Raw genomic sequence first — 26,278 nt, 5'->3', positions numbered from 1 at the left:
ATAGAGGACTTTGATATGGCTTTGGGGCTTTTTGTCAGGGAGAATCAAAAATCCCAAAATCAATCGGCGGTCAAGAAAACCCTGAATAAGAGGTGTTTTTTGAATATTCCTGCCTGAGTATATTGTGTACGGAATGTGCATAATGTACAATAGGAGGTGGGAGGAGTGTACATGCAGGTTGCACAAGCGACAGAGGTGAGAAAAAACTGGTCGAGCTTTTTTGATCAGGTTGTTCATGATAAACCGCAAGCAGTACGAAGAAATCGTGATACTGCATTGTTTTTATCGAAAACCCATATGGAGGAGATTTTGAGCCAATATCGCTTCACGCTCGAATATGAAATTGAAGAAGACGGCTATTATAGCGGTGGATTAAAAGAGATTGATATTTGTTGGTCTGAACCTAGTTTAGAAGAATTAAAACAAACGATTGCTAAAGACCTTGTTGAGTATGCAAAAACCTATATGGACAATTTTGCACTATACCATAATGCTCCAAACCGTAGAGATCATTTTCCCTACGTCATGCATGTTCTTATGAAAGATAATATTCAAGAAGTTGTTGAGCTGATTGATGCCGACTGGGAAAGAACTTAAAAGATATTGTGAGCGAGACGGTTGGGAGCTAATCAAGGTGACGGATCACTATTATTTTCAAAAAGTGCTGGATAATGGTGAAGTTTTGATGACGAAGGTGTCTATGGGCTCTGGAGAGATTAGAAAAAATTTGTGGAGACAAATATTAAAGAAACAACTGAGGATCACACAAGAAGAGTTTAATTCTAAAATCTAACCCTGGCCCCAATTAAGGGGTTTTTCTTTTGTTACAGATTAAATGGGGTCAGCATCTAGAAGAAATCTTATTTAAGGTCAAAAAGTTGGAGGCAGTTATTAATGGATGATAAGAAGCCATTTTACGGATTGAGTATAATGGGAACGATCTGTAGAAATGATGATAAAAGTATGACCAGAGAGGAATATGATAAAGTAGCAGATGAATTAATGGATTTAATTATTAATTTCGTCGAGGAAAGAGGTTTGCTTTTTGGCGGAGGGTTAAAATATTGTGATTTAAATCAAGAGGACGAGGAATGATCGCGAAGAAGGGTAAATATCATTTCTGTATTAGATAGAAATAATTGATACTTATAAAAAAACAAAAGCCAAGGATCGCCCCCTTGGCTTTTTTAAATCTTCCACTCCTGCGGCGAACTCCTTCTACAACATAGGGATCATTTTCAGCCAGTTGCCTGGCTTCTTCATACGAGATGATCATACCGCCAGAGCCATCTGCAAAGGGGCCTTTGGCGAAAATTTTTCCTTGCTGTTGCAGTTGGTCGAGATAGGCAAGGTGATGGGGACGAAAGGTTTGATTTTTTTCTGGATCCTGCATATTTGAACACTCCACACGGCTGAAGCCATGGGATTCTCGGGTCGTTAGCGTCCGCAGTCCGTTTCCGTTTTGGACAACGCCCAAGTTCAGGGGTGTGTCATCACCCCGTCCCATGCAGTTCTACGGCACTAAGCCGCATGTACCCACATGGGCGGCATACCTGTTACCAGTATGCTAGTTCCTTTTATTTACTCTCATGATTTTACCTGGTAGGAGTCTTTTCGCTACCAGAACCCCATACCATGACGTCCACAGGAATATTCGACCTACTACCAGTAGGATGAGCACCGCTCATGTGTTTGATTATATAGAAAATTGTTGCTCTAAGCAATCCCATGAAGGGATTACCGAGCAACGCCGTCTTTCATCCCACGATTCAAACCGTGGGATGAAAGACGGCATTTTTGTAAAATTGCTGCATAATAGGCCATCGTTTCAGTCTCCTTTTTTATTTTTGCTGTAATTATATCATCTATGAGCAAAGATCGTTTGTTAACCAGCAGTGAACGAATTCCATGTTAGTGTAGGCATTTCTCTGTTGCTATATCAAAACAAAGTTTCTCTAGATCTGTGTCAATATCTTTATAAGCAAGAATAACGCTATAGATTATTTTCTATTTAATAGAATCAATGTTTAATATTTCAAAATGATGGAGCTAAAACTATAAAATAAAAATATTCATTTTTCAATCTATTCATGTTATAATCGAAATGTATGAAATCGATAGCAATCATTGTTAGGGGGGAGCAAGGTGAAATTGAAACGCCTTTGGGGATTCCTTGTTGCGTTTGCTTTGATGTTGGCAGTAGGTGTTCCGCATGCATCGGCTGCTGGCGGTTCGACTCCTGGTTATAAACCAAAACTGCACTATGTATATGCCGGTTCCTTCTTGTATAAGCAAAATGCATATAATCGGGCAGCTGCATTGAAGAAACAGGGATATGATGCATTTGTGAAGGTAGCATATGTCAACGGCAAAAAGTTCTACCGTGTACAGGTTGGGGTTTTCTACTCACCGAAAAATACGAATAAATATGTGAAAAAACTGAAAAAGAAAGGATTTGATGGTGTATTTGTCGTCAAAAAGCAAGGATATATCCCTCCTAAAAAGCAGTAAGCCAGGATCATGTAATTAAGAAAACCCTGGCTAGCAGGGATGATGAGCGCAAACGTCGGACGAGCCTCTAGCAAGTCCGACATTTTTTGTAAATACTCTTTGACATCATTTCGATTCTATCATGATCTCTTGTATTTGTTCAGAAAAGAAAAACATCAAATAGGGTGTTGACTAGTAAGAGGAACCGTGGTAGATTATACATTGTCGCCGGAAATGATAAAGAAAAACGTCGGGATGTGGCTCAGCTTGGTAGAGCACCTGGTTTGGGACCAGGGGGTCGCAGGTTCGAATCCTGTCATCCCGACCACAGAAAACCCAAGGATGATCATCAAGAAAATGCCGGGATGTGGCTCAGCTTGGTAGAGCACCTGGTTTGGGACCAGGGGGTCGCAGGTTCGAATCCTGTCATCCCGACCACGAAACCCAAGGATGATTACCCTTGGGTTTTTTTATTTGATAAACTGGGTTCAGGTAGAGAACAGTCGGATCGTGTATTTTCAGGTGTATGGGGTGCGAAAATTTCCGAGATTTGCCAATGGTTCGTTAATTGTATATAATATGGGACAAGCCATACATAGCTTACTTGATATCACACAAAAATTTTGTACATAAAGCAGCCAAGATCTAGAGCCAGTCGATGCAAGAATGTAATCTCCCAGTCCCGAAAATTTTTTGGAGGTAGTTCGTTAATGGGTCAAATAAAATTTTGGATCGATGAGGCTAACAAGACATTGTATATTTTACACCTGAAAACAAATCATGTGAGAAAGGTGCGGAGTCCAAGGGAAATCAAAGAGTTTGTGTCTGCATACGGTCTAACTGTTGAAGATATGCGAGGCGTAGAGTACGGTGAGGATATTTTGAACTACTTCGACAAAAGAGGGAGGGGCACATTTCTTGGTCGTTGGCTAAGGAAATTGAAAGTTTGAAGGCGTTGAACCGTTCATGTATAGAATGCAAATAGAAAGCACTCGTAGGTTCGGAGCGATTCGGGTTACGGGTGTTTTTCTATTCCATGAAGATGGATGAAAAGCGGGCATTTTGAATTTTGCTGGGGCTATTGTATTGTTATGTAGTGGAATCATGTTCTGTATCGGATCAGATTTGTATTCCTTAACATCCAGATCCAAACAAACGGCATATGACTTTCTTTAAGCGTAAAGAAACATTGTAAAGAGGTGGCAAAGGATAAGATGAAACGGCTGGAAAAAATTTTGGATCGAATTGATCGCAAGGGATATAAAGCATATAAGGAAATTCAAGGAACCTATCAGTTTCCGTTTTTTACATTAATGATTGATTATGTACAAGGCGATCCTTTTGCTTCGCCATCTTGTCTCCGTGTTCGGGTACCACAGGCCAAATGTGCGTATAAACCTGAATGGTTTACGATTCCACATCGGCAGGTGGCACTGGAAGATTACCTTAATCGGAAATGGGTCAAACAGATAGAGCGATTATCCAGGAAAAGGGGCAGTGGAAAAAGCGGATTGATTGCGATTGACCGTCCGGGACAAGAAATCTTGAAGCGAACAGCCATTGTCGTTAACAAGGAATTTGCAGAAGCCCGTCTGGTAGTGGGATTGCCTGCGCAAGGCAGAACCGTGCTCGGACGCCAGGCCAAAGAGATGTTGATTGTTGAGTTATCCGCGTTGGTGGAGCAATCTTTCATTTTAAATGACGAGGATATCCAGGCTATTGAACAGCGTATGTGTTTGGTAGATAATCAACAAGCGATTCGCCAGGTTATGCGTGAACGGAGTTGGGTTGCTTTTATTGCAGATGGCTCGATTTTACCCCGTGAAAGTGGTGTGAGTGATCGACCTTTACAGCGAGGGAAAGTCATTCCTTTTCAATCTCCTTCTTCCTTACGGGTGACAATTCCGGTTCCGCATGGTGAACCGATTACAGGCATGGCGATTCCGGAGGGCATTACGTTGATTGTGGGGGGAGGCTATCATGGTAAAAGCACGTTATTACATGCGATTGAAAGAGGGGTTTATGATCATATCGAGCAAGATGGCAGAGAGTATGTGTTAACAGATCCGGGAGCGGTCAAAGTAAGAGCGGAAGATGGAAGACGGATCGAAAAGGTAAATATCTCCCCTTTTATTAACCATCTGCCATTCGGCCAGGATACCAGTCGTTTTTCGACAGAAGATGCGAGTGGAAGCACTTCTCAGGCTGCCTCCATCATGGAGAGTTTGGAGATGGATTGCACTTGTTTATTGATTGACGAAGATACAAGTGCCACTAATTTTATGATTCGTGATGCTCGGATGCAGAGTTTGGTTACAAAAGAAAAAGAGCCCATTACTCCCCTGATTGATAAAATTAAACAGTTGTATGAGGAGAAAGGAGTTTCCAGTATTTTGGTACTGGGGGGTTCCGGAGATTATTTTGATGTCGCTGATTATGTAATTATGATGGATCAGTATATCCCTTATAATGTAACAGAAAAAGCGAAGCAGGTAGCAGAAAAGCATAAAGAAGACCGCCAGTTTGAAGGCGGTGAAGGATTTGGAGAAGTGACACACCGTATACCATTGACGAAAGGATTTGACGCATCGAAGGGTAAAAAAGAAAAAGTGGACGCGAAAGGATTACATACGATTATTTATGGTGTGAATCAAATCGATCTGTCTGCCTTGGAACAACTGGTTGATCCCAGTCAAACCCAGGCGATCGCATGGATGATTTATAAAGTGGGAGAATGGGCGGATGGACGTCAAACACTGAAACAGTTGATCGATAAGGTATTTCAGGAGATTGAAAAACATGGACTGGATGTGATTTCACCGTTTTATGGGAAACATCCAGGTTACCTGGCCTTGCCAAGAAAGTTTGAATTGGCAGGAGCGATTAATCGTTATCGTTCACTATTGGTAAAATAAGGAGCGGGGAAATGAAAGAGGTAATGATCTACACGGATGGGGCTTGCTCGGGGAATCCTGGTCCTGGTGGATGGGCAGCTATTTTGATTTATGGAGCGCATCAAAAGGAAATTTCGGGCGGAGAAAAGGAAACAACCAATAATCGCATGGAATTGACTGCTGTGATCGAAGCGCTAAAAGCACTGAAAGAGCCCTGTCGCGTCAAAGTGTATTCAGATAGTGCATACATCGTTAATTGTTTTCACCAAAAATGGTATGAAAAGTGGGAGCGAACCGGTTTCAAAAAAAATGAGGATCTATGGCGTGAATTATTGAGATTGGTACGGCAACATGATGTCGAATTTATCAAGGTCAAAGGTCATAGTGATGTAGAACTGAACAATCGATGCGACGAACTGGCGAGAGCAGCGATTACCAGGTTATAGTCAGAAAAAGTGTATTTGCTGATCGCTCAATCCATAAAGGGATCGAGCGATTTTTTATTTGGTTCTTTTCATTTGTATAATTACATACTATTTAGAATGAAAAATAATATGATTGGATGAAGGGGAAGACCAATCCAATGAGCATATTGACACGTTTTTCATTAAAAAATGGGGCGTGGATCCTATGTAGCATGATTTTGATTGTTACAGGTGGGATATTTTCGGTATCTACCATGAAGGTAGAAATGTTTCCTTATGCCAATGTGCCTTATTTGCTGGTAAGTGTCCCATATCCCGGGGTTAACCCGGAACAGGGACTGGAAAGTGTCGGGAAACCACTCGAACAAGCGTTAGCGGGTATGACCGGATTAAAAAATATCTACTTGACAGCAAAACATGATCAGGTGGAAACGATTCTCGAATTTTATGATAACCAAGCGATGGATGAAAAAGAAAAAGAAGTGAAACAGGTTCTGAGCTCGATTTCCTTACCCGTTGAAGCGAAACAGCCGCAAGTACAGCGAATGGATCCAACACAAGGGGAAATTTTTTCATTTGGCTTGGTATCTGATCAGGCCGATCAGGAAGCTTTGCGCTATATTATGGAGCAACGGGTGAAGCCTCTTTTTGCATCGATACAGGGAATATCTCAGATTGTATTGAAAGGTGGGGCGGAAAAGAATTTATTGATACGAATTGATCCGGTAAAAGCGAAGCAGAAAAATTTATCATATGATGAAACGAAACAGTTGTTACAGGCCAATCAGGTAAAAATCCCTGCTGGACAGATGGAAAGTAAGGAAAAAAATTTTCATGTAATCGTAGACAGTCGATGGAAGAGTGCGGATCAATTAAGAAACTTTCGACTCATGAAAAACCCTGCAGGTCCTGCAGTTAGACTAAAAGAAATTGCTGAGATCGATTATGAAGAGGCATATACAGAAAGAGCACGAGTAAATGGAAATCCAGCAGTAATCGGTGAGATTTATGCTGAACCTGGTTCTAATGCGGTGGAGATCATCCGACAAGTGAGAGACAAATTGGCTCAGTTTTCTCTTCCGACCGGTTACAAGTTTTTAACGATCCATGATAGTTCAGTTGCGATTGAAAAATCTGTCCATCAAATGTGGCGGGAAGCATTATTAGGTGCAGCTTTTACTGTACTCGTGACATTTATTTTTTTGCGTCATTGGCGTTTGACGATCGTCGCTGTATTATCGATGCCACTTTCGATTTTAGCTACAATGATCGTCCTGAAATGGTTGAACTATAGTTTAAATATGATGACGATAGCAGGGATTGCGGTCGCAACGGGACGAGTTGTAGATGACTCGATCGTGGTCATTGAAAATATTTATCGTAGAATGACATCCAATCAGCAACGAAATGTTACTTTTATTCTCCAGGCAACGAAAGAAGTGGGGCATGCCATTACCTCTTCCACTTTAACTACGATCGTGGCTTTTGTGGCCTTACTGTTTGTGCCAGGTGTGATTGGGCGATTATTTGAGCCTTTTGCTGTCGCTGTCATTGTTTCCTTGTTTTTCTCCTTGGTCGTAGCCATTACGTTTATTCCTTTCTTCGCCTATGTTTTCCTGCGAAATATTCCGGCTTGTTCGAAACGAAAAACGATTGATCTACAGGACATCTATCGGCGCTGGTTGAATTGGTCTTTTCAGCGGCAGTGGCAGTTAAAGGTGATTGCTATTTTATTGGTAGTGGGATCTTGCTTATTCATACCTTTTATTCCTGTTCATTTTCTTCCGAATGAAAAGACGGGATCCTATCAACTTCATATCACCCTTCCAAGTGGAATGACGAAAGAAAAAGCGGAAAAGGTAATGAATCGACTGGATCAGTATTTATTACAACAGCCCGATGTCAAACGTTTTCAATCTTATTTGCGTGATGAAGAGATCCGCATGCAGATCGAGCTAAAAGACAAAAGAAGCAAAGGAGAAACCGAGCGCTTTGCTGCTAACCTGAAACGTTTCGCTGACCAATTGGGGCCTGGTTTTCGAACCGCTGTCAGTCCGTTAAGCATGGCTACAAGTGGTGGTGAGTTGTTTGTGATTGTGAATGGTTCCAATGATGAAAGTTTGCAACAGGCTGGTGAACGGATGGTCAGAGAAATGAACCGGATTGCCGGTTTGACCAATATACAGACCAATTGGGCTGAAGTAAAGCCTCAACTGGAGATCGACGTAAATGTAAAAGAAGCGAATAAGCGTGGATTATCGGCAGAGATGGTTGTCGTAGCCGTAAGAAGAATGTTGGAAGGAGAACCACTCTTGCAAGGCTCTTTATATGGACAGACAATGACGAAAGTAGGGCGAAATGAAGTCAGGATTGGTATGAAATTGCAATCCCTAAAAAGTGTGGCTGCACTTAAACAACAAACCATTCCCAATATTTACGGACATCCTGTTCCCTTATTCAAGGTTGCGACGATTAAGGAAAAATCGGCGCCTGCTGCGATTTACCGTTTAAATCAAAAAAAATATTTATCGATTACCGGACGATTTACAACAGATAATACGATGGCAGTACAAAAAGAAGTAGAAGAACGGCTGGCACAACTTCGTTTACCAGAAGATATCACTTATTATTTTGATGGCGAAGCGAAAAAAATTGATGAAGGGTTTAGCCATATGTTGATCGCCATGGGAGCTTCCATTGTCTTTGTTTACCTCGTGATGTTTTTTTCCTTTCGTGAAGCCCAGGCGCCATTGGCGATTCTCTTTTCCTTGCCCTTTATCGTTGTAGGAGGATTTCTCGGTTTGTATATAACCGGAGAAGCTCTAGGAATCCCGGCGTTAGTTGGATTCTTGATGTTGATTGGAATTGTGGTTACCAATGCGATCGTGTTACTTGACCGAGTTAAACAAAACCGGGCGGAAGGAATGGAAGTGAAGCAATCTTTGATTGAAGCTGGAATGACTCGTCTACGTCCCGTTTTGATGACGGCGATTGCTACAGTAGGGGCATTAGTACCACTTGCTTTTTCAACGGAAAGTGGCTTGATTTCACGTTCGATGGCTATTGTGGTCATTTTTGGGCTCATTTCTTCCACCTTACTTACACTCGTGATCGTTCCACTTGTATATTTAGGATTAGAGCGGCTACGTCTACGATCAAACAAACTTGAAAAAGCGCTCCAACCGTAAATTTTGTTTACAATCGAACCACATATTGTGCTATAATACAGTCTTAAATGTTGAAGGAGGTGATCGCGATGAAGCCAGGTGAACTCAAGCAGAAACTTATCGACAAAGCGAAACAAATCGGAATCGATAAAATCGGCTTTGCATCTGCAGACCCTTTTGTCGAACTGCGCGAACGTTTGCGGGAACAACAGGAAAAAGGTTATGCTTCCGGCTTTGAAGAACCAGATATCGAAAAGCGGGTTCGCCCTGACCTGAATTTACCTGAAGCCAAAACCATCATCGCGATCGCACTGGCTTATCCCTCCAAGTTGAAAAATCCGCCAAAATCAGCGCCAGGTGCTTATCGAGGCATATTCTGCCGTGCTTCTTGGGGAGAAGATTATCACCGGGTGTTGCGAAATAAATTGGATCAATTGGAAGCTTATCTGTTGGAGCTAGTGCCTACAGCCAAAACCATGTCCATGGTTGATACAGGTGCGCTGTCTGATCGGGCGGTAGCGGAACGTGCAGGCATTGGTTGGAGTGGAAAGAATACATCCATTATTACCGAAGAGTTCGGTTCGTGGGTTTATTTGGGAGAGATGATAACGGATATCTATCTTCCACCAGATCAACCTGCTGAAGATGGCTGTGGGGATTGTAATCTTTGTATAGAAGCATGTCCGACAGGGGCATTGGTTCAACCTGGGCAGCTAAATGCCCGGGCTTGTATTGCTTATTTGACACAGACAAAGGGATTTCTGGAAGAAAAGTACCGTGATAAGATGGGGAATCGTTTGTATGGGTGTGATACCTGTCAAACGGTTTGTCCCAAAAATAGAGGGATACACTTTGACCATCATCAGGAATTTCAACCTGATCCAGAAAAGGTAAAACCTCTCTTAAAGCCGATCCTTACCATGAGTAACCGGGAGTTTAAAGAGACATTTGGCCAAATGGCTGGCTCTTGGCGTGGTAAAAAGCCCATCCAGCGCAATGCAATTATCGCCCTTGCGCATTTTCGTGATGAATCGGCTATTGCTGATCTGTCTCATTTGCTTGAACAGGATCCTCGACCGGTCATTCGTGGAACCGCTGCGTGGGCTTTAGGAAAGATTGGTGGAATTGAAGCAGAAAAAGCCTTGAAACAAGCAGAAATCAAGGAGAAAGATCCAGAAGTTCAGACGGAGATAATGAGAGCATTGGATCGATTGAAAAAGCAGTAAAGTAAAAACCGTCTTAGTCATTTTTGACGATGGCGGTTTTTTATCTGTTTTCGTATCATGAGTATTTATAGAGTGGGAGTGAAACCGAAGAGGAAAACAGGCATGTAACGAAAACTTTGTTAACAAGCTGAATCTGCACATATTCTTGTCGTAGTTGAAAATTATTTGTGTTCGAAAATTCCAGGTGCCATATCGTATTATAAGCGTAGAAATAGTAAAATATAGAGGAATCGTGATCAGGGAGGGGCTTGATTCATGCCTCCGAGTATACAAAAAGTAGTTTGGAGCCAGATTGATAGTCCAATCGGTTTATTAACCTTGGCGGCTACGCAAAAAGGGCTTTGTCATATCTTGTTTGACAAACCTGGAGAATCGCTGATTGGTTTGAAAGTGTGGTTGAGTAAAACGTTTCGTGCTTTTCAATTGGAGAAACATGATGAAGCATTGCTGCCTTACGTTGAACAGCTGGAAGAATATTTTAATCAAACCCGGAAAAACTTTGATTTGCCAGTGGATCTGTATGGAACCTCATTTCAGAAGCGGGTATGGAAGCAATTGCAAGCCATTCCCTATGGAGAAGTTCGCTCATACAAAGAGGTTGCGCAAGCGATTGGAATTCCGAAAGCGGTTCGGGCTGTAGGTGGAGCCAATAATAAAAATCCCGTTCCCATTATCATTCCTTGTCACCGGGTTATTGGCTCTAATGGTTCTTTGGTGGGATATGGTGGAGGTTTGTATATTAAAGAATATTTGCTGACATTGGAAGGTTGGCTAGAACAGGGCTAGGCTTGGAGCTTAGCCTTTTTTTGTTTCCTTTTTGGTCAGGTGAACATATGTTGTTAGAAAAGCACAGGAGATGGTTTCATGGCCATTTATGATCGACAGGCTGCTGTGAATTATGCAAACCATTATTGGAACAAACACAATCCAACCTTCCGACGTTTTCAAGATGACTGTACCAGCTTTATTTCTCAGTGCTTGTGGGCTGGTGGGATTCCAATGACTCGATCCCGAAATCCTGCTGTCGGTTGGTGGTATCATTCAGGAAGAAGCCATCGTTGGAGCTATAGCTGGGCTGTGGCTAACAGCTTGTATTGGTACTTGCGTGGGAAACATTCAACCGGTCCACAGGCGGTATTGGTCAAAAGCCCAAAAGAGCTGAAGTTGGGAGACGTGATTTGCTACGATTGGCAGGGAGATGGTGTCTGGAATCACAATACCATTGTCACTGCTTTTGATTATAACGGCGATCCGTTGGTGAATGCCCATACGGTCAATAGTTATCAGCGTTACTGGGAATATCGGGATTCGAGTGCATGGACTCCAAAGATCAAGTACGCATTTTTCCATATTACTTCTTAAGAGTTGAGACAAGGAATTCATTTCAGGTACAATAAACAAAGAATGCTTTTGTGGAAGTGATGAAGACGTGTCATTTCATATTGTTTTGGTAGAGCCAGAAATCCCGCCAAATACAGGGAATATTGCCAGAACTTGTTCGGTGATCGGTGCCACTTTGCATCTCGTTCGTCCGCTGGGCTTTGAGATTGATGATGCGAAATTGAAACGGGCAGGGCTCGATTATTGGCATGAGCTGAATATCCAGTTTCACGATTCTTTTGCCCACTTAAAGCAAGCATATCCGAATGGGCGCTTTTTTTGTGCTACAACGAAAGCTGACAAGTTCTATACCGATTTTACATATCAAGAAGGAGATTTCTTTGTTTTTGGCAAGGAAACACAAGGATTGGCTCCTGAAATTTTGGAGGCGCATCAGGATACATTGATTCGGATTCCGATGCTCCCGGTCAAACGATCTCTAAACTTGTCAAATTCCGTAGCGATTGTCGTATATGAAGCACTCAGGCAACTCCAGTTTCCCCATTTAGTCTAGCAGTCATTTTAAAAGTCTCTGGAGCTACAAATCTGTTTAGGCACCCGCTCCGTTTTTCCGACTCGTTCCGACAGCGCCCTGCATGGAAGTATCTCAGGGCCGCTTCGAGGCGGAAGCGAGAGAAGCGGGCAAAATACGCTAACGCTTCAGTGGATATTGCCCGCAATTTAAATCTCTCGCTTTCCGCCTCTTCGCTGGGAAGGGCTTGTAAGTCACTCGCTTGGAAAAACTCCGCTTTTTTTATACGTTAGTTGCGTATGAAGTTTTGGAATAGCTTGTAGGATCAAAGGAGGGTTTAATGTGGCAGCAAACATGATACCAAAAGTGGACTATGCCATCATTGGAGGATCGAGTACGTTTTCCATTCGCTTTCCAGAGGATTTGGAACGTGAAGATACAGAAGTGTTGCAAAAAGGTCTGGTCTTCCAAACACCTTATGGTGAAAGCCCCAGCTTTAAGCTGATTCGGGTGGGAGAAAAGGAAGTTCTTACTTGTCGGATGCATGGTTGGCGACCAGGAGTGGTAAGCCGTGGCGATGCTTCCAGGCAGGTGTTTTGGGTGTTCCAACAAGCGGGTGTCAAGAAAATTTTTGTCGAAGGTGGCGTGGGAGCGATCAACCATCTATTAGAGTTGCGTGATTTGGTCATTCCCAATGATTATATCGACCACTCTATGCGCCAAGATGTTGGTTTTGACAGTCCCTATCTTCTGGTTATGCGTGATCCCATCTGTCCAACTCAAGCTGAGGCATTATACCAAACAGCGCGTGAACGGGTGTTTCCAGAAGGTAGACATGTATATAAAAGAGGAATTTATGTGAATACGGATGGCAGACATTTTGAGAGTCGAGCTGAAGTGCAAATGTTTCGCACCTGGTTTGCCGATATTGTTGGACAAAGTATTACTCCTGAAGTCTATTTGGCGCGGGAGATCGGGGCTTGTTATGCGGGAATCTATATGGTTGTGAATTATGCGGAAGGAATTATTCGCGATTGGGAGCATAAAGATTTGAAAGACATTTTCTACAATGAGTCAAAAACGATTGGTCATATTTTACTTGACAGCTTATATCGCATTGATGCCAGTCAAGACCAATGTTCATGTTTGTCACTGAGAAAAGAAACATTGCTGAAAAATTACTTTGAAGAGTAAATGGACCGATTTCATTGATGGAATGAAAAGATGGAGAAAGAAACCGAATCAATTGTAAGAGAAAGATAGAGAATTGGGTGGAAAAGAGGAAAGCTTATGATCAAAGCATTACTATTTGATTTAGACGGGACACTCCTGCCGATGGATACAGAACAATTTGTCGATCAATATACGAAAGCTTTGGCCCCGGAAATGGCTCATGTCATTCCACCAGAGAAGTTTGTCAAAATGCTGTTTAAAGCAACGGCAGCCATGATTGAAAATAAAGAGAAAGAAAAAACGAACAAAGAAGTATTTGAACAGGCATTTAGCAAAGAATCTGGCGTTGCATGGGAAAGGATCGCCGATGACGTTGATCGTTTCTATCGGGATACCTTTCCAACATTAAAAGAACATGCGGGTTTTGAACCTTTGGCGCGCCAAGTTGTACAAGCCGCTATGGATCAGGGATATAAAGTCGTGGTAGCGACAAATCCCGTTTTTCCAAAAGCGGCTATATTGGAGCGTTTACGCTGGGCTGGTATCCATGATTTTCCTTTTGCCTGGGTAACTGTATACGAAGAAACACATTTTTGCAAACCGCATCCAGAATATTACCTGGAGATAGTTGAACGGATTGGTGTAAAGCCAAATGAATGTGTGATGATCGGAAATGATATGCAAGAAGATATGGTTGCTTCAACATTGGGAATGAAGACATTCTGGGTTACAACAAACCGAATTGACCGCGGAAAGCCTGTGTATCGTGTGGATCAAGAAGGAAGCTTGGCTGATCTGTTGGCAGCGATCAGAGAGCAAACGGGCATTTTTTGTTCTGTGTAAATAGAAAGACAAGCCTATTTCCAAGAGGGAAAAGGCGAGACCTGAAAATATGGATACGTTTCTCCCGCGCTTCGGATGGGTTCCTTCTTCTGTGACGACTCTGAACCATCACAGTCAAGGAACCCATCCCTTCGCTTTATGGAAAACAGAACACCTTTTTCATCCCTCTGATGGTGAACGCAGTGTGGTCGATGAGAAGTTTGCTGACGTTTAAATATTTTACACTTAGAGGATGTCAATACCAATTAATAGTTCTTTAGACTTGTGAATGGATTCTGGATTTTGGGTCTTAAGCTAGATATTGTACGATGGAATATTTTATCTTTTTTATTGATTTTTATTGTATTAGTATTCTGGTTATTGTATAATATTAATACATAAATTAATAAGTATTTTTTGATCAAACATGTCGTTTCCTGAAAATGGATTTGCGAAACCTGTTATGGATTTGAATTTGGAATGAAAATCACTTTGGTTTGACTTGAAATGAAGATATGACACGTATAAGGGCCTATCGATGTTTGCAGGAACTCCTTTGAAGCAACTAAAGGCAGTCCCTGTATCTATTTATCTCCATTCTTTAACTTGCTAATAGTAGAATGTGTAAAAGTGACTGTCTTCGGTTGTCGACGTGTGCGATTATTGGATAAGCCTTAGTTCCCTCTCTACCTTCCATTCTATTCTCCCATCTCTGGATACTCCCGCAGCAATCCTCCCAATGAATCCAAATCCAATTGAAAATTTGCTTTTTTATCATTTTTGATGCTTTTAACTGGTTCATATGGGGAATCTATTTAACAGAAGGATGTTTATGGTTTGCTATTTGAGAGGTTGGACTAAGGGAGAGGAGGCTTCCATGAGCATCTTAAAACGTTTGGCCGAATATCGTGAAAGCGAAGAAAGATTGAAATGGGAAGGGACGTTCGCAGACTATCTTGAGCTGGTGAAAAAAAATCCCCAAATTGCGCAGACAGCTCATTCTAGAATATATAATATGATTGCTCGAGCTGGAATAGAAGTTGATTCTCAAGGAAATAAAAAGTATCTGTTCTTTAGTAAAGAACTGTTTGGCCTGGATCAGGCCATTGAGCGCCTGGTGGAAGAATACTTCCATTCAGCGGCTCGTCGTCTCGATGTTCGAAAACGGGTTCTGTTGTTGATGGGACCGGTCAGTGGAGGAAAATCAACAATTGTGACTCTGCTGAAAAAAGGATTGGAAGAGTATTCACGGACGGACGAAGGCGCAGTATATGCGATTAAAGGATGTCCGATGCATGAAGAGCCGTTAAACCTGATACCTCATGAACTGCGGCCTGAGGCAGAAAAAGAGCTGGGAGTACGGATCGAAGGAAATCTGTGTCCGGCTTGTCGCTTCCGCTTGAAAGAAGAGTATGATGGTCGCATTGAAGATGTACCTGTTGAGCGGATTCTGTTTTCTGAAGATGATCGTGTTGGAATTGGAACCTTTAGTCCGTCTGACCCCAAATCACAAGATATTGCAGATTTGACAGGAAGTGTGGATTTTGCCACGATTACTGAATATGGATCAGAGTCAGATCCACGTGCGTATCGTTTTGATGGAGAGCTGAATAAAGCAAACCGGGGTCTGATGGAATTCCAGGAAATGCTCAAACTTGATGAGAAATTCTTGTGGAACCTGCTTTCACTCACACAAGAAGGAAACTTTAAGGCTGGTCGATTTGCCTTGATCTCTGCTGATGAGCTGATTATCGCTCATACCAATGAAGCCGAATACAAAGCGTTCATTGGCAACAAGAAAAATGAAGCATTGCAATCACGGATCATTGTCATGCCGATCCCTTATAACCTGAAAGTATCAGAAGAAGAGAAAATTTACAAAAAACTGATTCAACAAAGTGACCTCGCCCATATCCACATTGCACCTCATTCACTCCGCACTGCAGCTATTTTCTCCATCCTTACCCGTTTGAAAGAGTCGAAGAAACAAGGGGTCGATCTGCTCAAGAAAATGCGCCTCTATGATGGCGAATTTATCGAGGGTATCACTGACATTGATGTGGAAGAGTTGAAGAAAGAACATTTGGATGAAGGAATGTCTGGTATCGACCCACGATATGTGATTAACCGGATCTCGAGTGCACTCATCCGCACTGAAGTCGATTATATCAATGCCTTGGACATTTTACGTGCTCTCAAGGATGGTTTGGATCAGCATCCTTCGATTACACCAGAACAACGTGAAAGATACCTCCACTTTATTTCCCTCGCCCGCAAGGAATACGACGAAATCGCCAAAAAAGAGGTACAGAAAGCGTTTGTTTATTCTTATGAAGAGTCCGCCAAGACGCTGATGGACAACTATCTGGACAATGTTGAAGCCTATTGTAACCGGAACAAATTGCGTGATCCGATTACTGGGGAAGAAATGGAACCCGATGAAAAATTGATGCGCTCCATCGAAGAGCAAATTGGCATTTCCGAAAATGCGAAAAAAGCATTCCGGGAAGAGATCTTGATTCGAATTTCTGCGTATGCGCGAAAAGGAAAACGTTTTGACTATAACAGCCATGAACGGCTCAGAGAGGCCATTCAGAAAAAGTTGTTTGCAGATCTGAAGGATGTTGTAAAAATTACCACATCAACCAAAACGCCTGATGAGAATCAGCTGAAAAAGATCAATGAAGTGATTGCACGTTTGGTGGAGGATTATGGCTATACCCCAGCCAGTGCCAATGGACTTCTGCGCTACGTAGGCAGCCTGCTTAACCGGTAGGCGGCTGGCGGACGAGAACGGGAGGTGAACTGGGTATGAAACACCCCCTCCATATCGTTTCCCAGGAAGATTGGTCTCTGCACCGTAAGGGCTTTGAAGACCAAATGCGGCATCAAGAGAAGGTAAAAGAAGCGATTCGCAAGAATCTGCCGGATTTAGTCTCGGAAGAGAGCATTATCATGTCGGACGGTAAGCAGATTGTCAAAATTCCGATTCGTTCGATGGAAGAGTATCGGTTCCGCTATAACTTCAACAAAGGGAAACATGTAGGACAAGGAAATGGGAAAAGTCAAGTTGGAGATGTGATCGCACGCGAAGGAGCAGAGCAGAAAGGCCCGGGAAAAGGCCCGGGTGCAGGTGATCAGGCCGGTCTCGACTACTATGAAGCAGAGGTTTCCATGGAGGAATTGGAAAATATCCTTTTTTCCGAATTGGAACTGCCAAATTTGGTGCAAAAAGAACAGGAAAATTTTGTGGTTGATGATATTCAGTTTAATGATGTGCGGAAAAAAGGCCTTATGGGGAATATCGACAAAAAACGTACCTTGCTCGAAGCTATTAAACGAAACGCTCTGAAAGGAAAAAAAGGAAAAGTGAAAATTTCCATCGATGACTTGCGCTTTAAAACGTGGGAAGAAAAGCAGATACCCCACTCCAATGCTGTTGTGATCGCCATGATGGATACCAGTGGTTCGATGGGCATCTTTGAAAAATACATTGCCCGCAGTTTTTTCTTCTGGATGGTACGCTTCCTGCGAACCAAATACGAAAAAGTGGAAATCGTGTTTATCGCCCATCATACTGAGGCGAAAGAAGTGACAGAAGAGCTGTTCTTTACCAAAGGCGAGAGCGGGGGAACCATTTGTTCTTCCGCCTATCGCAAAGCATTGGAAATCATCGACTCACGTTACCCGCCGGATCGATACAATATTTATCCTTTTCACTTTTCCGATGGGGACAACCTCACATCTGACAACGAACGTTGTGTCGGTTTGGTCAAAGAATTGATGAAGCGAAGCAATTTGTTTGGTTATGGAGAAGTCAACCAGTATAATCGTCACAGTACGCTGATGACAGCTTATCGGCATATCAAAGATCCCAAATTCATGTATTATGTGATTCGTGAGAAAGGTCAAGTATATGAAGCGCTGAAGCATTTCTTTACGAAACAGGAAGTGAGATAAAGACTAGCTCCGCTTTCCCTATCCGGAAAGCGGAGCTTTTTAGTGTGCCTGGCTATTTTGGAATAAGAGGCGGGCAAACGTAGGAATCATGTCCTTAAATATTTCCACATGACTTCCTGTTCCAGTTTTAACTCCAGATGGTCCCTGAGTTGATAGAATTCCCTCTGAATATAGTCTCGATCCTCGATGTAGTCTGAAATCCATCCAATGATGGAATCATCCTTGTGAGGAGTCGACCAATCAAACAGGGACAAGTAAATATCCTGGTAACTTTCGTCAGGGGATTTTCCAAACTTGAGTGGCCGGTAATCATAGAAAATTTTCATTTCTAGCATCGAAAGCAAAACGTATAAACGATGTTTCAGTTCTCTTTGACTGCAACCCTGTTTCTGTGCTTCTTTGATGTCTTCAAAGAGCTCGCGGAATGTAATTTGTTGATGTTGCATTCCGACGAAAGCCCACGTGCGTGTTCCAGTAGAGGAGCTCTCTGCTTCCCACCTCTCGTCCCAAAGAATGGATTTAAATCGATTCCGTTCTTTTTCGCCACAGAGGGCAATCCCCAACACCATGCCACCATTGCAGTCGGTAGATGCCCAATACCCTCCCGACTCATAAACTTCATCGATCAACGCTGGATCTGGGACTTTACAAAGAAGTGAAGGGACAAATTCAGGAAAGAGATTTTTTCCCAAGCAATTTCTGATCTCCTGTGCAATCTTTTCTTCATATCCTTCACAGGAGAAATGAAGTAATCCCAAACATTCATCCAAGCCCAAAGCGTGCCCACCTTGTTCCAGCAATTGGTATAAAATCGGTTTTACAGGTTCATAACCCAAATAACCAAGACAGTGGAAGATCCCGCCATACATTTCTTCTTTGAGTTGGCCATCCTCGAAACAGGCTTGAAACATTTTTTCCGCCATTGTGTCGTCACCATGGATACGAATGGGCTCTAAAAGATATTGTCTACGCAAATCAGTGGGGTCTTCCAGGTAGAGATCAAACAGGGGTTCTACATCAGCTACACTTCCGTAGCGTTCAATGAACCGCACGTAAGCTCTTACGACTTGATAATCAGGCGTGTTTGCATCTTGCGAATGAAAGAGTTGGATCAGATCTTTGGTTGTTTGAAGCATTCATAACCTCCGGAAATTTTTGCGATTGTAAGCCTTTTTCATCGTAACCCTTTTTTTTTGGACATGAAAATCCCTCCTTGAAGCATTTACACTTTAATCGTGTATTTGTTGGCTTCTTTCTTATGGGTGTATCTTACATTTTTCTCTAATTTTCTAAATCATTATGACAAAAGTCTTTACAAAAACCAACTGGTCGGTATATAATTATTATAACAGTTTGTTATTTTATTATTAATATATCTATTCAGAAAATAATGGATATGAGGAGCGCATCTATGAAACAACACGAAATGTCAGAACGTACCATTCAAAAGCTGGTGGATTCGGGAATTGAGCTGTTCGCAAAATATGGCTACAGCAACACGAGTGTCGACCAGATTGTAAAAAAAGCGGGCCTGTCCAAAGGGGCTTTTTACGCTCATTTTGCGACAAAAGAGGATTTCTTGATGAAGGTTCTTCAGGATGGGTTTCGTTTTTATTTTGAAGATTTAAAAAGCGCACTGGATAAAGAGGATGGAAACTTGGTCGATGACTTCATCAAATTTTCCGCTGACATGGTTGTCAAGGCTTATGCTCAAGGTTTTTCTGCTGTATTGATACATTCTGCCATGACCTGCCAATACTTGCCCAAAGTTCAACAAGAGTTGGCTGAACAAATGGAAGCATGGCGACAGGACCTTATTCGTTACTTTGAATCAATGAAAAAAGCAGGTCTGATAGGCAGTCCGCTTGATGCCAGAACGTTGGCGACTGCGGGAATGGCTTTATTTAACGGCTATAATATGCAACATTACATCGATGATCGGATTGATCTAATGGAGACGATCAAAGTATTTGTAGAACTGTTACAAATTCGTTCTCCAAGATAATGGATAGTATTCAAAAGCCTAAGTGGGACGATCTGATTTCTCGTTTCGATTGAATGGATTATCACTACAAATCCTTTGTTGATCAAGAAAAGGAGTGGGAATATGAGATCATTGGTTTCTCTGTTAACTTTGGCTGTTTTATTGTTCATGGCAGGATGTGGATCGAATGACCTTGAAGGAAAATGGGTTTATCAGAAAACAACATATAAATATGGTCAAGGTGGTTGTTTGAATTCATTGGAAGTGCTTGATGATTCAACGATGATTGTGACGACTAGAAAAGGTAAATCATATAAAGCAGAGTATCAAATTTTGGATGATAACAGATTGTTCTGGAGAATCATGACAGGTCTGGGTGGTGGTCAAGGTACGCTTTCCTACCAGATCGATGGGGATACATTAATTATGCAAGAGTTTGAACGTTCCCCCGATGAAGATCGATGTTATTATCAAAAACAATAAAAGATGAAAACATCAACATAAATTTATTTGAGGGTATTTAGTCTCCATAGAAGAAACACCTTCACCCAATCGTTTGATTAGGAAGGTGTTTTTTATTTGATTTATTTTCAAATAAAAGGAATAAATGAAACAAAAAAATGATAAATGAATCGCTTTTATCCTATGAAAAGAAAATGATGATATAATTTCTTTGTGTGTTTTATAGCATGTTATTTAAGAAATGGAATAAACAGGTTCTGTTTTTAGGGGACTTTGGATTGGAAATGAATGTTGCAGTGCAAGTAGGAATCTGACACAGAAACGAATAAAAGCGGGGAGATGGATGTTGAAGAAATTATGTCTTCTTCTTTTCATTTGTCTGATGAGTATAGGGATCGTAGCATGCTCAGAGGAAAGTGTACCAAAAGCAGAGCATGTGATCACGAAAAAGGAAGACCACATTTTGTATCAAAATACCAAACATCATTTCACTGCGAAGTTGCCAAGTGAGTGGGATGGTTTGTTTATAGTGAAATCGGATCCAGTCAGCAAAGATCAATCCATTCCAGAATTGAAAGAGACGATTTCTTTTGAATTTGATAATGGGAAGGCATCTATTTTCAAGATCAGTATTTTCCAAATTCCATCAAAAGAGGAATGGGATAAAAAAGGATTTGGCGAAATTTGGAACTATATTGCATCCAAAAATGGACAGACCATCGCCTATCAGCCATCTAATGAACCGCCTGCCGATTATTTCGATAAAAGCGGTAATGTTAAAGCAGAGGTCAAAGACAAGTTTCAAAAGTTAACGAAAATGGTTAATGATGATCTGCCAAAAGTAGTAAAAAGCATACAGTTTGAGTAAGGGAACCTATATTAGATGGATTTGGATAAAGAGGGAATCGCATTTTTTCTTGACTACTTTCGATTCTTGTCAGACGGAAGTGGATGAAAGATGTGATTCCCTTCGTTTTCGTGTTTGAGAGGTGGAAAGATATTTTATAATCCGATATGTGACAATAAAACTGGATCTTCCCATATCGTAATGATTTCATGGTATCATATAGATATATTCTTATATTTTTGTTTAATTAAATACTCGAATGAAAGTTTTCCTGATTTACTGAAAAGTTAGATAAAATGATTCCGCCATTGAGAGGGGAACATACATGTCCTTCTGTCTTACAGCCAGTATGATAAAAAAGAAAAAAACATATTGGCCATTCGTGTAGTGCCTGGGAAATATCAAATACGTCCATGTTCTAAAAAGGAAATGTTTGAAATGGTTACGCAAAGTGTAATGGATCATGAATGGGACTGGGAGGAATTTTCGAGCGGCTATGTGATTGAGCAAGTATCAGACAAATAATGTTTTGGTGATGAATGGATGACTTCAGAAAGATAATCCCCTCGCTGAGACCGTTGACAAACCCGGCTTTTCTTTTCCAGTTGAACGACTTCTTGCTCGTATTTATAAAGCGGGAGTGAAATGGAAAAGGAAAACTGGCGTATAAAGGATACTTTGTCAACAAGCTGAGCAAGGGAGATAACCTCCCTCGCTTTTGTGTATTAATAATCTTTTAGATAGTTCAAGGTATCAAATACTTCTTCCGTGATTCGTGTACCGCTATTATAAGAGGTTCCACCTGCTCCATAAGTATGAATTGCAATTGCGCATGGTCCGTCACAGGAGGCTTCATATTTTTGATATACAGGCGAACCGCTTTGTCCACCATAAGTATCATTTGCGTAATATAATCGATATGTTTCAGTTTTGCGAATCTTGTCTGCATGCTGCCATTGTGTGCCATATGTTTTATCCCCAGGATATCCGCTAATATTTTCTGCAACACCTGTTAAGCTGGAAGAGGTCCAACGATAACCAAACCAACCGGTTGCATAGCCAATTTCCTGATCCAAGATAATCACAGCATAATCATGTCCAATATCTCCATTTTGCCCCCAACCGGCAGAAACAAAAATTTCAATATCCTTTGCAGAACCATATGGTTTACTTGTGCCGTTTCGGCCAGGAGTAACCGTTACATCTGTAGCCCATTGTTTGGTATCAGGATCGTATACACAGTGTCCTGCTGTAACCAGTGTGCGTGGTCCGATCATCCAACCTGTACAGCCACCAATGCTGCTCTCAATATGAGCAATCGCAGAATAAGGATAGGTTGTCGTGTTCGTTACGCGTGTTCGGTCATCTGTACCGATGACGGATCGGATACCGATATCATAGGATCCAAATCGGACTGGTTGTACTTTTTTCACAACCGTTTCCTTGGCATTTTTCAATTTTCCATTTCCGCGGTAGGCAGTTGCTGCATTTTTCTTTTTGCTCGTTGCTGCAAAGCGTTTCACTTTTTCTGGTGTAATAACAGTACCTTTGTTAGAGATCAGGGCATTGGACGGAAGCTTGCTTGCTGCAGCAGAGGTAGATGAATTGGAAAGAAAAGGCGCTAATGCCAAGCCAAGAGCGAGTGTGAACGAAAGCAGTACATGGCGCTTCTTCATTATAAGATTTACCTCCTAATTGTATGAATTTTTATATATTTATTATATCTGATATAAAAAATAAAGTCTATTTATCTAAATCAGAAAATTTATTTTTTAAAATAAAAATTTCTATGTATGTTTTTGAAGGAATGAAAAGTGATATTAAATGATGAAGGGGATGGATATCAACGGTCATGATGGTGTATACCTAAAATCATGAGACCGATGTCAGATTTTCATTTCCAAACCAGATTGATGATAGAAGTGGATAAGGAGTTGGGATTATGAGCTTTCATCTGGCAGCAAAGCAGGGGGAAGTCGCAGAAACAGTCCTGTTACCGGGAGATCCACTAAGAGCGAAATATATTGCGGAGACTTACCTGGAAAATCCCGTTTGCTATAACCAGGTTCGAGGCATGTTTGGATATACAGGAGTCTACAAGGGAAAGCAGATTTCTGTGCAGGGAACCGGTATGGGAATGCCTTCGATCTCGATTTATATTACCGAGTTAATCGAAGAGTATGGAGTGAAACATCTGATTCGTATTGGCACATGTGGATCGATTCATCCCCATGTAAAAGTGATGGATTTGATTTTAGCCATGAGTGCTTCAACCAACTCGGGAATGAACCATAAACGTCTGCCTGGAATTGACTTTGCACCAACCGCTGATTTTGATCTGTTGCAGAAAGCTTACAAGATCGCCTTGGAAAAGAAACAATCCATTCAGGTTGGTTCTGTCTTTACTTCGGATTTTTTCTATGAACTTTCTTCAGCGGACTATAAATTATTGGCAAAATATCAAATGTTGGCCGTTGAAATGGAAACAGCAGCTTTATATACCATTGCCGCCAAACACGGGGTCAAAGCTTTATCGATGTTAACGGTTTCGGATCATGTTTTTACCAAAGAAATGATTAGTTCCGAGCAAAAAGAAAAAATGCTTCATGATATGTTTGAAGTAGCATTGGAAACGGCTGTTTCTGTTTGAAAATGAGAATGAGTGCAGTACCGTGAACCTGAGTCAGCTCAAGCTGTTGATGGAAAAGGAATGTTTCTTCCGGTCGTGCGAACATGTTTTTCGATCACTTTTCAAAAAAGGGATCAAAGGAAAGGGATACAAGATGATAAGCAGTGAGCGGAAAATCTCTGGCTCCCAGGAATCCGCAGCGTTTATGTATGGGTGGTCAATCTATCGTAAGCAGTAAGGAAGAGATTTAATGAAAATGAATCGATTTTCATTTGTGTTGTTATTGATGGTTATTTTTCTTCTGATGTTACTGACCAAGCTGATGAAGCTTCAGTTTATGGTTTTTCTTGTTTTGGCAGGAGTAAGCCTGGTTCTTTTTTTTCTATGGCGTGGAAACAGGTTCAGGCGGTGAATGGATACATCCGAAGTCTCCCGGCCCCATTTGCTGAATAAACCTTATAGTAAGCAAGGGGGCGAGATCAGATGATGGACCACATTCAAAAGGCCATGAACTGCCTGATGGATGAATTGCTTCAAAAGCAGTCTTCTAACGGTTCTTGGATTTTTTGCTTTGAAGGCGGGACGTTGACAGACTCACTCATGATTTTATTGATGGAGTGGTTGAAGTGGGAGAATCGGCCACTCCGAAATCTGCTCCTTGAGCGGATATTATGTAAGCAAACCGTGGAAGGACCATGGAAGCTGTATGAAGATGAAGATGGAAATGTGAGTGAAACACTTTTCAGTTGTTTGGCCTTGCTTTATTCAGGAGCCAAAAAGCCCAGTGATCCTGAGATGAAAAAAGCGCGGGAATTTGTTTTGTCACAGGGTGGCATGACACAAAGTGGATCGCTGAGCAAAGTGATATTAAGTCTTTTTGGTCACCTGTCATGGACGAAGCAACCTACGATCCCCATCGAGTTTTTACTTTTGCCACCGCGATCGCCCGTTCATTTCTTTGATTTTGTTGGATACACCCGAGTGCACCTGGCGCCCATTTTAATACTGGCGAATCGCCAGTTTTCTGTAGATTTGCCTCGAAAAGAGCTCGTTTCGGAATGGCTGGGTTCGTGTGGTACTGATTTGATACATAACAAGAGCCGTTTTTGGCGGCGAGCATTGAAATGGACTGCCAGTCTCCATTTTCCATTTGCTAGAGAATCTTTGTCAGAGCGGGCATTTTGTTATGCCAGGCAGTTTATGCTGGATCGAATCGAGCCAGATGGCACATTATACAGCTATTTAACCAGTACTTTTTTGATGGTATTTGCCCTTGCCTCATTGGGACTATCAGATCATTCTGTCATCAAGCAGGCGATGAAAGGATTGGAATGTCTGGCTTATCCAGTGTCAGAGGGAATACATTTGCAGGAGACAACTTCCACGATTTGGGACACTTCGCTAATTTTACATGCTTTACAGGAAGCGGGAGTCAGCAGCCGACATCCAGCGATTTGCCGCGGTCTTCATTATTTGCTGAAGCATCAGCACAAAAATTTGGGGGACTGGGTATTGCAAAATCCAGGTGTACTTCCAGGTGGGTGGGGTTTTTCGCATAGTAATACGATCAATCCGGATGTGGATGATACTTCTGCTTGTCTTCGGGCCATTGCACCCACTGTTCGAAAAGGAAAGCATTCGGTTGAATGGTTAAAAGGGGTGAATTGGCTGGTTTCGATGCAAAATCGGGATGGGGGTTGGCCTGCATTTGAGAAGAACACCAATAAGATATGGCTTTATCTGTTGCCTTATTCTGATGCCAAAACCGTGGTCGGGGATCCGTCTACGGCTGATATGACGGGGCGGACATTGGAATTTTTCGGTAGCCAATTAGGATGGACGATTCATGATCCGGTTGTGATACGTGGAATTTACTGGCTTCTTCGTAACCAGCAAACCGATGGTTCCTGGTTTGGACGCTGGGGAATCTCTTATATTTATGGGACCTGGGCAGCGTTGACAGGGATGGCTGCTGTACAGTTTCCCAACTACCATCCAGCGGTTCAAAAAGCGATAAAGTGGTTGTATTCCATCCAGAATCCCGATGGTGGGTGGGGAGAATCATGCCGGAGCCAAGTGGAATGTCACTACATTCCACTCCAGGCATCTACGTTATCGCAAACGGCTTGGGCATTGGATGCACTGATTGCCTGTCATGATCAACCAACACCGCAAATGAGAAAAGGGATGATGTGTTTACTCCGATTATTGGAAAAAGAGAGCTGGGTGCATGCTTATCCCACTGGAGCAGGGCTCGCCGGCCAGTTTTATATTCATTATCACAGTTATAACTATATCTGGCCTCTTCTTACTTTGGCTCACTATTGGAAAAAGTACAAGGAATAGC

General features: G+C 42.0%; 21 protein-coding genes, 2 tRNA genes and 1 pseudogene. 21 read left to right on the top strand and 3 right to left on the bottom strand.

The features are described 5' to 3' along the window. The first annotated feature begins 171 nt into the window (after nucleotides 1–171). Both BMZ78_RS03460 and BMZ78_RS03450 read left to right on the top strand, forming a co-directional pair. Nucleotides 172–597 (top strand): hypothetical protein, encoded by a 426-nt coding sequence (locus tag BMZ78_RS03460; protein ID WP_093228024.1) that lies wholly within the window; start codon nucleotides 172–174, stop codon nucleotides 595–597. Between the two features lie 297 nt (nucleotides 598–894). Next, nucleotides 895–1,095, top strand: a complete 201-nt coding sequence (locus BMZ78_RS03450) for a hypothetical protein (RefSeq protein WP_093228021.1) — start codon at nucleotides 895–897, stop codon at nucleotides 1,093–1,095. A gap of 19 nt (nucleotides 1,096–1,114) precedes the next feature. Here BMZ78_RS03450 and BMZ78_RS03445 read toward each other — a convergent pair whose 3' ends face one another. Next, entirely contained in the window at nucleotides 1,115–1,393 is a 279-nt protein-coding gene (locus BMZ78_RS03445) for a YciI family protein (protein WP_093228020.1), read from the bottom strand. A 752-nt stretch (nucleotides 1,394–2,145) separates the two neighbouring features. On the opposite strand from BMZ78_RS03445, the gene BMZ78_RS03440 reads away from it, so the two are divergent. The 14 genes and pseudogenes from BMZ78_RS03440 (at nucleotide 2,146) to yhbH (ending at nucleotide 18,009) form a co-directional block, all read left to right on the top strand. After that, entirely contained in the window at nucleotides 2,146–2,511 is a 366-nt protein-coding gene (locus BMZ78_RS03440; RefSeq protein WP_093228018.1) for an SPOR domain-containing protein, read from the top strand. A 230-nt stretch (nucleotides 2,512–2,741) separates the two neighbouring features. After that, nucleotides 2,742–2,818, top strand: a tRNA-Pro gene (locus tag BMZ78_RS03435). A gap of 33 nt (nucleotides 2,819–2,851) precedes the next feature. Further along, nucleotides 2,852–2,928: transfer RNA gene (locus tag BMZ78_RS03430), tRNA-Pro, on the top strand. 776 nt (nucleotides 2,929–3,704) lie between these two features. Continuing rightward, the gene (locus BMZ78_RS03420; RefSeq protein ID WP_175482263.1) at nucleotides 3,705–5,405 is read left to right on the top strand and encodes an ABC-ATPase domain-containing protein; all 1,701 of its coding nucleotides are present in this window, start codon (nucleotides 3,705–3,707) and stop codon (nucleotides 5,403–5,405) included. Between the two features lie 11 nt (nucleotides 5,406–5,416). Then, entirely contained in the window at nucleotides 5,417–5,830 is a 414-nt protein-coding gene (gene rnhA / locus BMZ78_RS03415; protein WP_093228014.1) for a ribonuclease HI, read from the top strand. Nucleotides 5,831–5,967: 137 nt separating this feature from the next. Beyond that, the gene (locus BMZ78_RS03410; protein WP_175482262.1) at nucleotides 5,968–8,997 is read left to right on the top strand and encodes an efflux RND transporter permease subunit; all 3,030 of its coding nucleotides are present in this window, start codon (nucleotides 5,968–5,970) and stop codon (nucleotides 8,995–8,997) included. A 68-nt stretch (nucleotides 8,998–9,065) separates the two neighbouring features. Further along, on the top strand, nucleotides 9,066–10,202 hold the full coding sequence (gene queG / locus BMZ78_RS03405) for a tRNA epoxyqueuosine(34) reductase QueG (RefSeq protein ID WP_093228012.1): 1,137 nt from the start codon (nucleotides 9,066–9,068) through the stop codon (nucleotides 10,200–10,202). Between the two features lie 255 nt (nucleotides 10,203–10,457). Beyond that, nucleotides 10,458–10,988, top strand: a complete 531-nt coding sequence (locus tag BMZ78_RS03400) for a methylated-DNA--[protein]-cysteine S-methyltransferase (protein ID WP_093228011.1) — start codon at nucleotides 10,458–10,460, stop codon at nucleotides 10,986–10,988. A gap of 63 nt (nucleotides 10,989–11,051) precedes the next feature. Continuing rightward, nucleotides 11,052–11,564: pseudogene (locus tag BMZ78_RS03395) on the top strand (amidase domain-containing protein); the annotation flags it as partial. Nucleotides 11,565–11,631: 67 nt separating this feature from the next. Continuing rightward, entirely contained in the window at nucleotides 11,632–12,096 is a 465-nt protein-coding gene (trmL, locus tag BMZ78_RS03390; RefSeq protein ID WP_093228008.1) for a tRNA (uridine(34)/cytosine(34)/5-carboxymethylaminomethyluridine(34)-2'-O)-methyltransferase TrmL, read from the top strand. A gap of 300 nt (nucleotides 12,097–12,396) precedes the next feature. Continuing rightward, nucleotides 12,397–13,248 carry an MTAP family purine nucleoside phosphorylase gene (locus BMZ78_RS03385; protein ID WP_093228006.1) on the top strand — a complete coding sequence of 284 codons (852 nt, stop codon included), beginning with the start codon at nucleotides 12,397–12,399 and terminating at the stop codon, nucleotides 13,246–13,248. A gap of 96 nt (nucleotides 13,249–13,344) precedes the next feature. Beyond that, nucleotides 13,345–14,070, top strand: a complete 726-nt coding sequence (locus BMZ78_RS03380; RefSeq protein WP_093228005.1) for an HAD family hydrolase — start codon at nucleotides 13,345–13,347, stop codon at nucleotides 14,068–14,070. Between the two features lie 856 nt (nucleotides 14,071–14,926). Further along, nucleotides 14,927–16,825: a PrkA family serine protein kinase gene (locus tag BMZ78_RS03375; protein WP_093228003.1), complete on the top strand. Its 1,899-nt coding sequence runs from the start codon at nucleotides 14,927–14,929 to the stop codon at nucleotides 16,823–16,825. 35 nt (nucleotides 16,826–16,860) lie between these two features. Beyond that, the gene (yhbH, locus tag BMZ78_RS03370; RefSeq protein ID WP_093228002.1) at nucleotides 16,861–18,009 is read left to right on the top strand and encodes a sporulation protein YhbH; all 1,149 of its coding nucleotides are present in this window, start codon (nucleotides 16,861–16,863) and stop codon (nucleotides 18,007–18,009) included. Between the two features lie 86 nt (nucleotides 18,010–18,095). Here the strand turns inward: yhbH and BMZ78_RS03365 are convergent, their stop codons facing one another. Next, complete coding sequence (locus tag BMZ78_RS03365) at nucleotides 18,096–19,145, bottom strand: hypothetical protein (protein WP_093228000.1); 1,050 nt, start codon at nucleotides 19,143–19,145, stop codon at nucleotides 18,096–18,098. A gap of 275 nt (nucleotides 19,146–19,420) precedes the next feature. Between BMZ78_RS03365 and BMZ78_RS03360 the strand changes: the two genes are divergently transcribed. The 3 genes from BMZ78_RS03360 (at nucleotide 19,421) to BMZ78_RS03350 (ending at nucleotide 21,323) form a co-directional block, all read left to right on the top strand. Beyond that, the gene (locus BMZ78_RS03360; protein ID WP_093227999.1) at nucleotides 19,421–20,014 is read left to right on the top strand and encodes a TetR/AcrR family transcriptional regulator; all 594 of its coding nucleotides are present in this window, start codon (nucleotides 19,421–19,423) and stop codon (nucleotides 20,012–20,014) included. A 102-nt stretch (nucleotides 20,015–20,116) separates the two neighbouring features. Further along, nucleotides 20,117–20,476: a hypothetical protein gene (locus BMZ78_RS03355; protein ID WP_093227997.1), complete on the top strand. Its 360-nt coding sequence runs from the start codon at nucleotides 20,117–20,119 to the stop codon at nucleotides 20,474–20,476. 322 nt (nucleotides 20,477–20,798) lie between these two features. Next, the gene (locus tag BMZ78_RS03350; RefSeq protein WP_093227996.1) at nucleotides 20,799–21,323 is read left to right on the top strand and encodes a hypothetical protein; all 525 of its coding nucleotides are present in this window, start codon (nucleotides 20,799–20,801) and stop codon (nucleotides 21,321–21,323) included. Between the two features lie 704 nt (nucleotides 21,324–22,027). Here BMZ78_RS03350 and BMZ78_RS03345 read toward each other — a convergent pair. Further along, nucleotides 22,028–22,978 (bottom strand): trypsin-like serine peptidase, encoded by a 951-nt coding sequence (locus tag BMZ78_RS03345; protein WP_093227994.1) that lies wholly within the window; start codon nucleotides 22,976–22,978, stop codon nucleotides 22,028–22,030. Between the two features lie 266 nt (nucleotides 22,979–23,244). Between BMZ78_RS03345 and deoD the strand changes: the two genes are divergently transcribed. Together deoD and shc are read left to right on the top strand one after the other, a co-directional pair. After that, complete coding sequence (gene deoD / locus BMZ78_RS03340) at nucleotides 23,245–23,952, top strand: purine-nucleoside phosphorylase (protein WP_093227993.1); 708 nt, start codon at nucleotides 23,245–23,247, stop codon at nucleotides 23,950–23,952. 462 nt (nucleotides 23,953–24,414) lie between these two features. Continuing rightward, nucleotides 24,415–26,277 (top strand): squalene--hopene cyclase, encoded by a 1,863-nt coding sequence (gene shc, locus BMZ78_RS03335; protein ID WP_093227991.1) that lies wholly within the window; start codon nucleotides 24,415–24,417, stop codon nucleotides 26,275–26,277. Nucleotide 26,278 lies beyond the last annotated feature (1 nt).

This window comes from Thermoflavimicrobium dichotomicum, assembly GCF_900114055.1.
Classification (GTDB): Bacteria; Bacillota; Bacilli; order Thermoactinomycetales; family Thermoactinomycetaceae; genus Thermoflavimicrobium; species Thermoflavimicrobium dichotomicum.
This window is presented reverse-complemented; position numbering and strand designations above follow the sequence as displayed.

What these genes read in the sequence shown, in the direction of transcription:
- BMZ78_RS03410 (WP_175482262.1), top strand. Translation starts at nt 5,968, where the DNA reads ATGAGCATATTGACACGTTTTTCATTAAAAAATGGGGCGTGGATCCTA.
- BMZ78_RS03400 (WP_093228011.1), top strand. Translation starts at nt 10,458, where the DNA reads ATGCCTCCGAGTATACAAAAAGTAGTTTGGAGCCAGATTGATAGTCCA.
- BMZ78_RS03350 (WP_093227996.1), top strand. Translation starts at nt 20,799, where the DNA reads ATGTTGAAGAAATTATGTCTTCTTCTTTTCATTTGTCTGATGAGTATA.
- BMZ78_RS03380 (WP_093228005.1), top strand. Translation starts at nt 13,345, where the DNA reads ATGATCAAAGCATTACTATTTGATTTAGACGGGACACTCCTGCCGATG.
- BMZ78_RS03360 (WP_093227999.1), top strand. Translation starts at nt 19,421, where the DNA reads ATGAAACAACACGAAATGTCAGAACGTACCATTCAAAAGCTGGTGGAT.
- yhbH (WP_093228002.1), top strand. Translation starts at nt 16,861, where the DNA reads ATGAAACACCCCCTCCATATCGTTTCCCAGGAAGATTGGTCTCTGCAC.
- BMZ78_RS03450 (WP_093228021.1), top strand. Translation starts at nt 895, where the DNA reads ATGGATGATAAGAAGCCATTTTACGGATTGAGTATAATGGGAACGATC.
- BMZ78_RS03460 (WP_093228024.1), top strand. Translation starts at nt 172, where the DNA reads ATGCAGGTTGCACAAGCGACAGAGGTGAGAAAAAACTGGTCGAGCTTT.
- BMZ78_RS03355 (WP_093227997.1), top strand. Translation starts at nt 20,117, where the DNA reads ATGAGATCATTGGTTTCTCTGTTAACTTTGGCTGTTTTATTGTTCATG.
- BMZ78_RS03375 (WP_093228003.1), top strand. Translation starts at nt 14,927, where the DNA reads ATGAGCATCTTAAAACGTTTGGCCGAATATCGTGAAAGCGAAGAAAGA.
- BMZ78_RS03445 (WP_093228020.1), bottom strand. Translation starts at nt 1,393, where the DNA reads ATGCAGGATCCAGAAAAAAATCAAACCTTTCGTCCCCATCACCTTGCC.
- shc (WP_093227991.1), top strand. Translation starts at nt 24,415, where the DNA reads ATGATGGACCACATTCAAAAGGCCATGAACTGCCTGATGGATGAATTG.
- BMZ78_RS03345 (WP_093227994.1), bottom strand. Translation starts at nt 22,978, where the DNA reads ATGAAGAAGCGCCATGTACTGCTTTCGTTCACACTCGCTCTTGGCTTG.
- BMZ78_RS03420 (WP_175482263.1), top strand. Translation starts at nt 3,705, where the DNA reads ATGAAACGGCTGGAAAAAATTTTGGATCGAATTGATCGCAAGGGATAT.
- rnhA (WP_093228014.1), top strand. Translation starts at nt 5,417, where the DNA reads ATGAAAGAGGTAATGATCTACACGGATGGGGCTTGCTCGGGGAATCCT.
- queG (WP_093228012.1), top strand. Translation starts at nt 9,066, where the DNA reads ATGAAGCCAGGTGAACTCAAGCAGAAACTTATCGACAAAGCGAAACAA.
- BMZ78_RS03365 (WP_093228000.1), bottom strand. Translation starts at nt 19,145, where the DNA reads ATGCTTCAAACAACCAAAGATCTGATCCAACTCTTTCATTCGCAAGAT.
- deoD (WP_093227993.1), top strand. Translation starts at nt 23,245, where the DNA reads ATGAGCTTTCATCTGGCAGCAAAGCAGGGGGAAGTCGCAGAAACAGTC.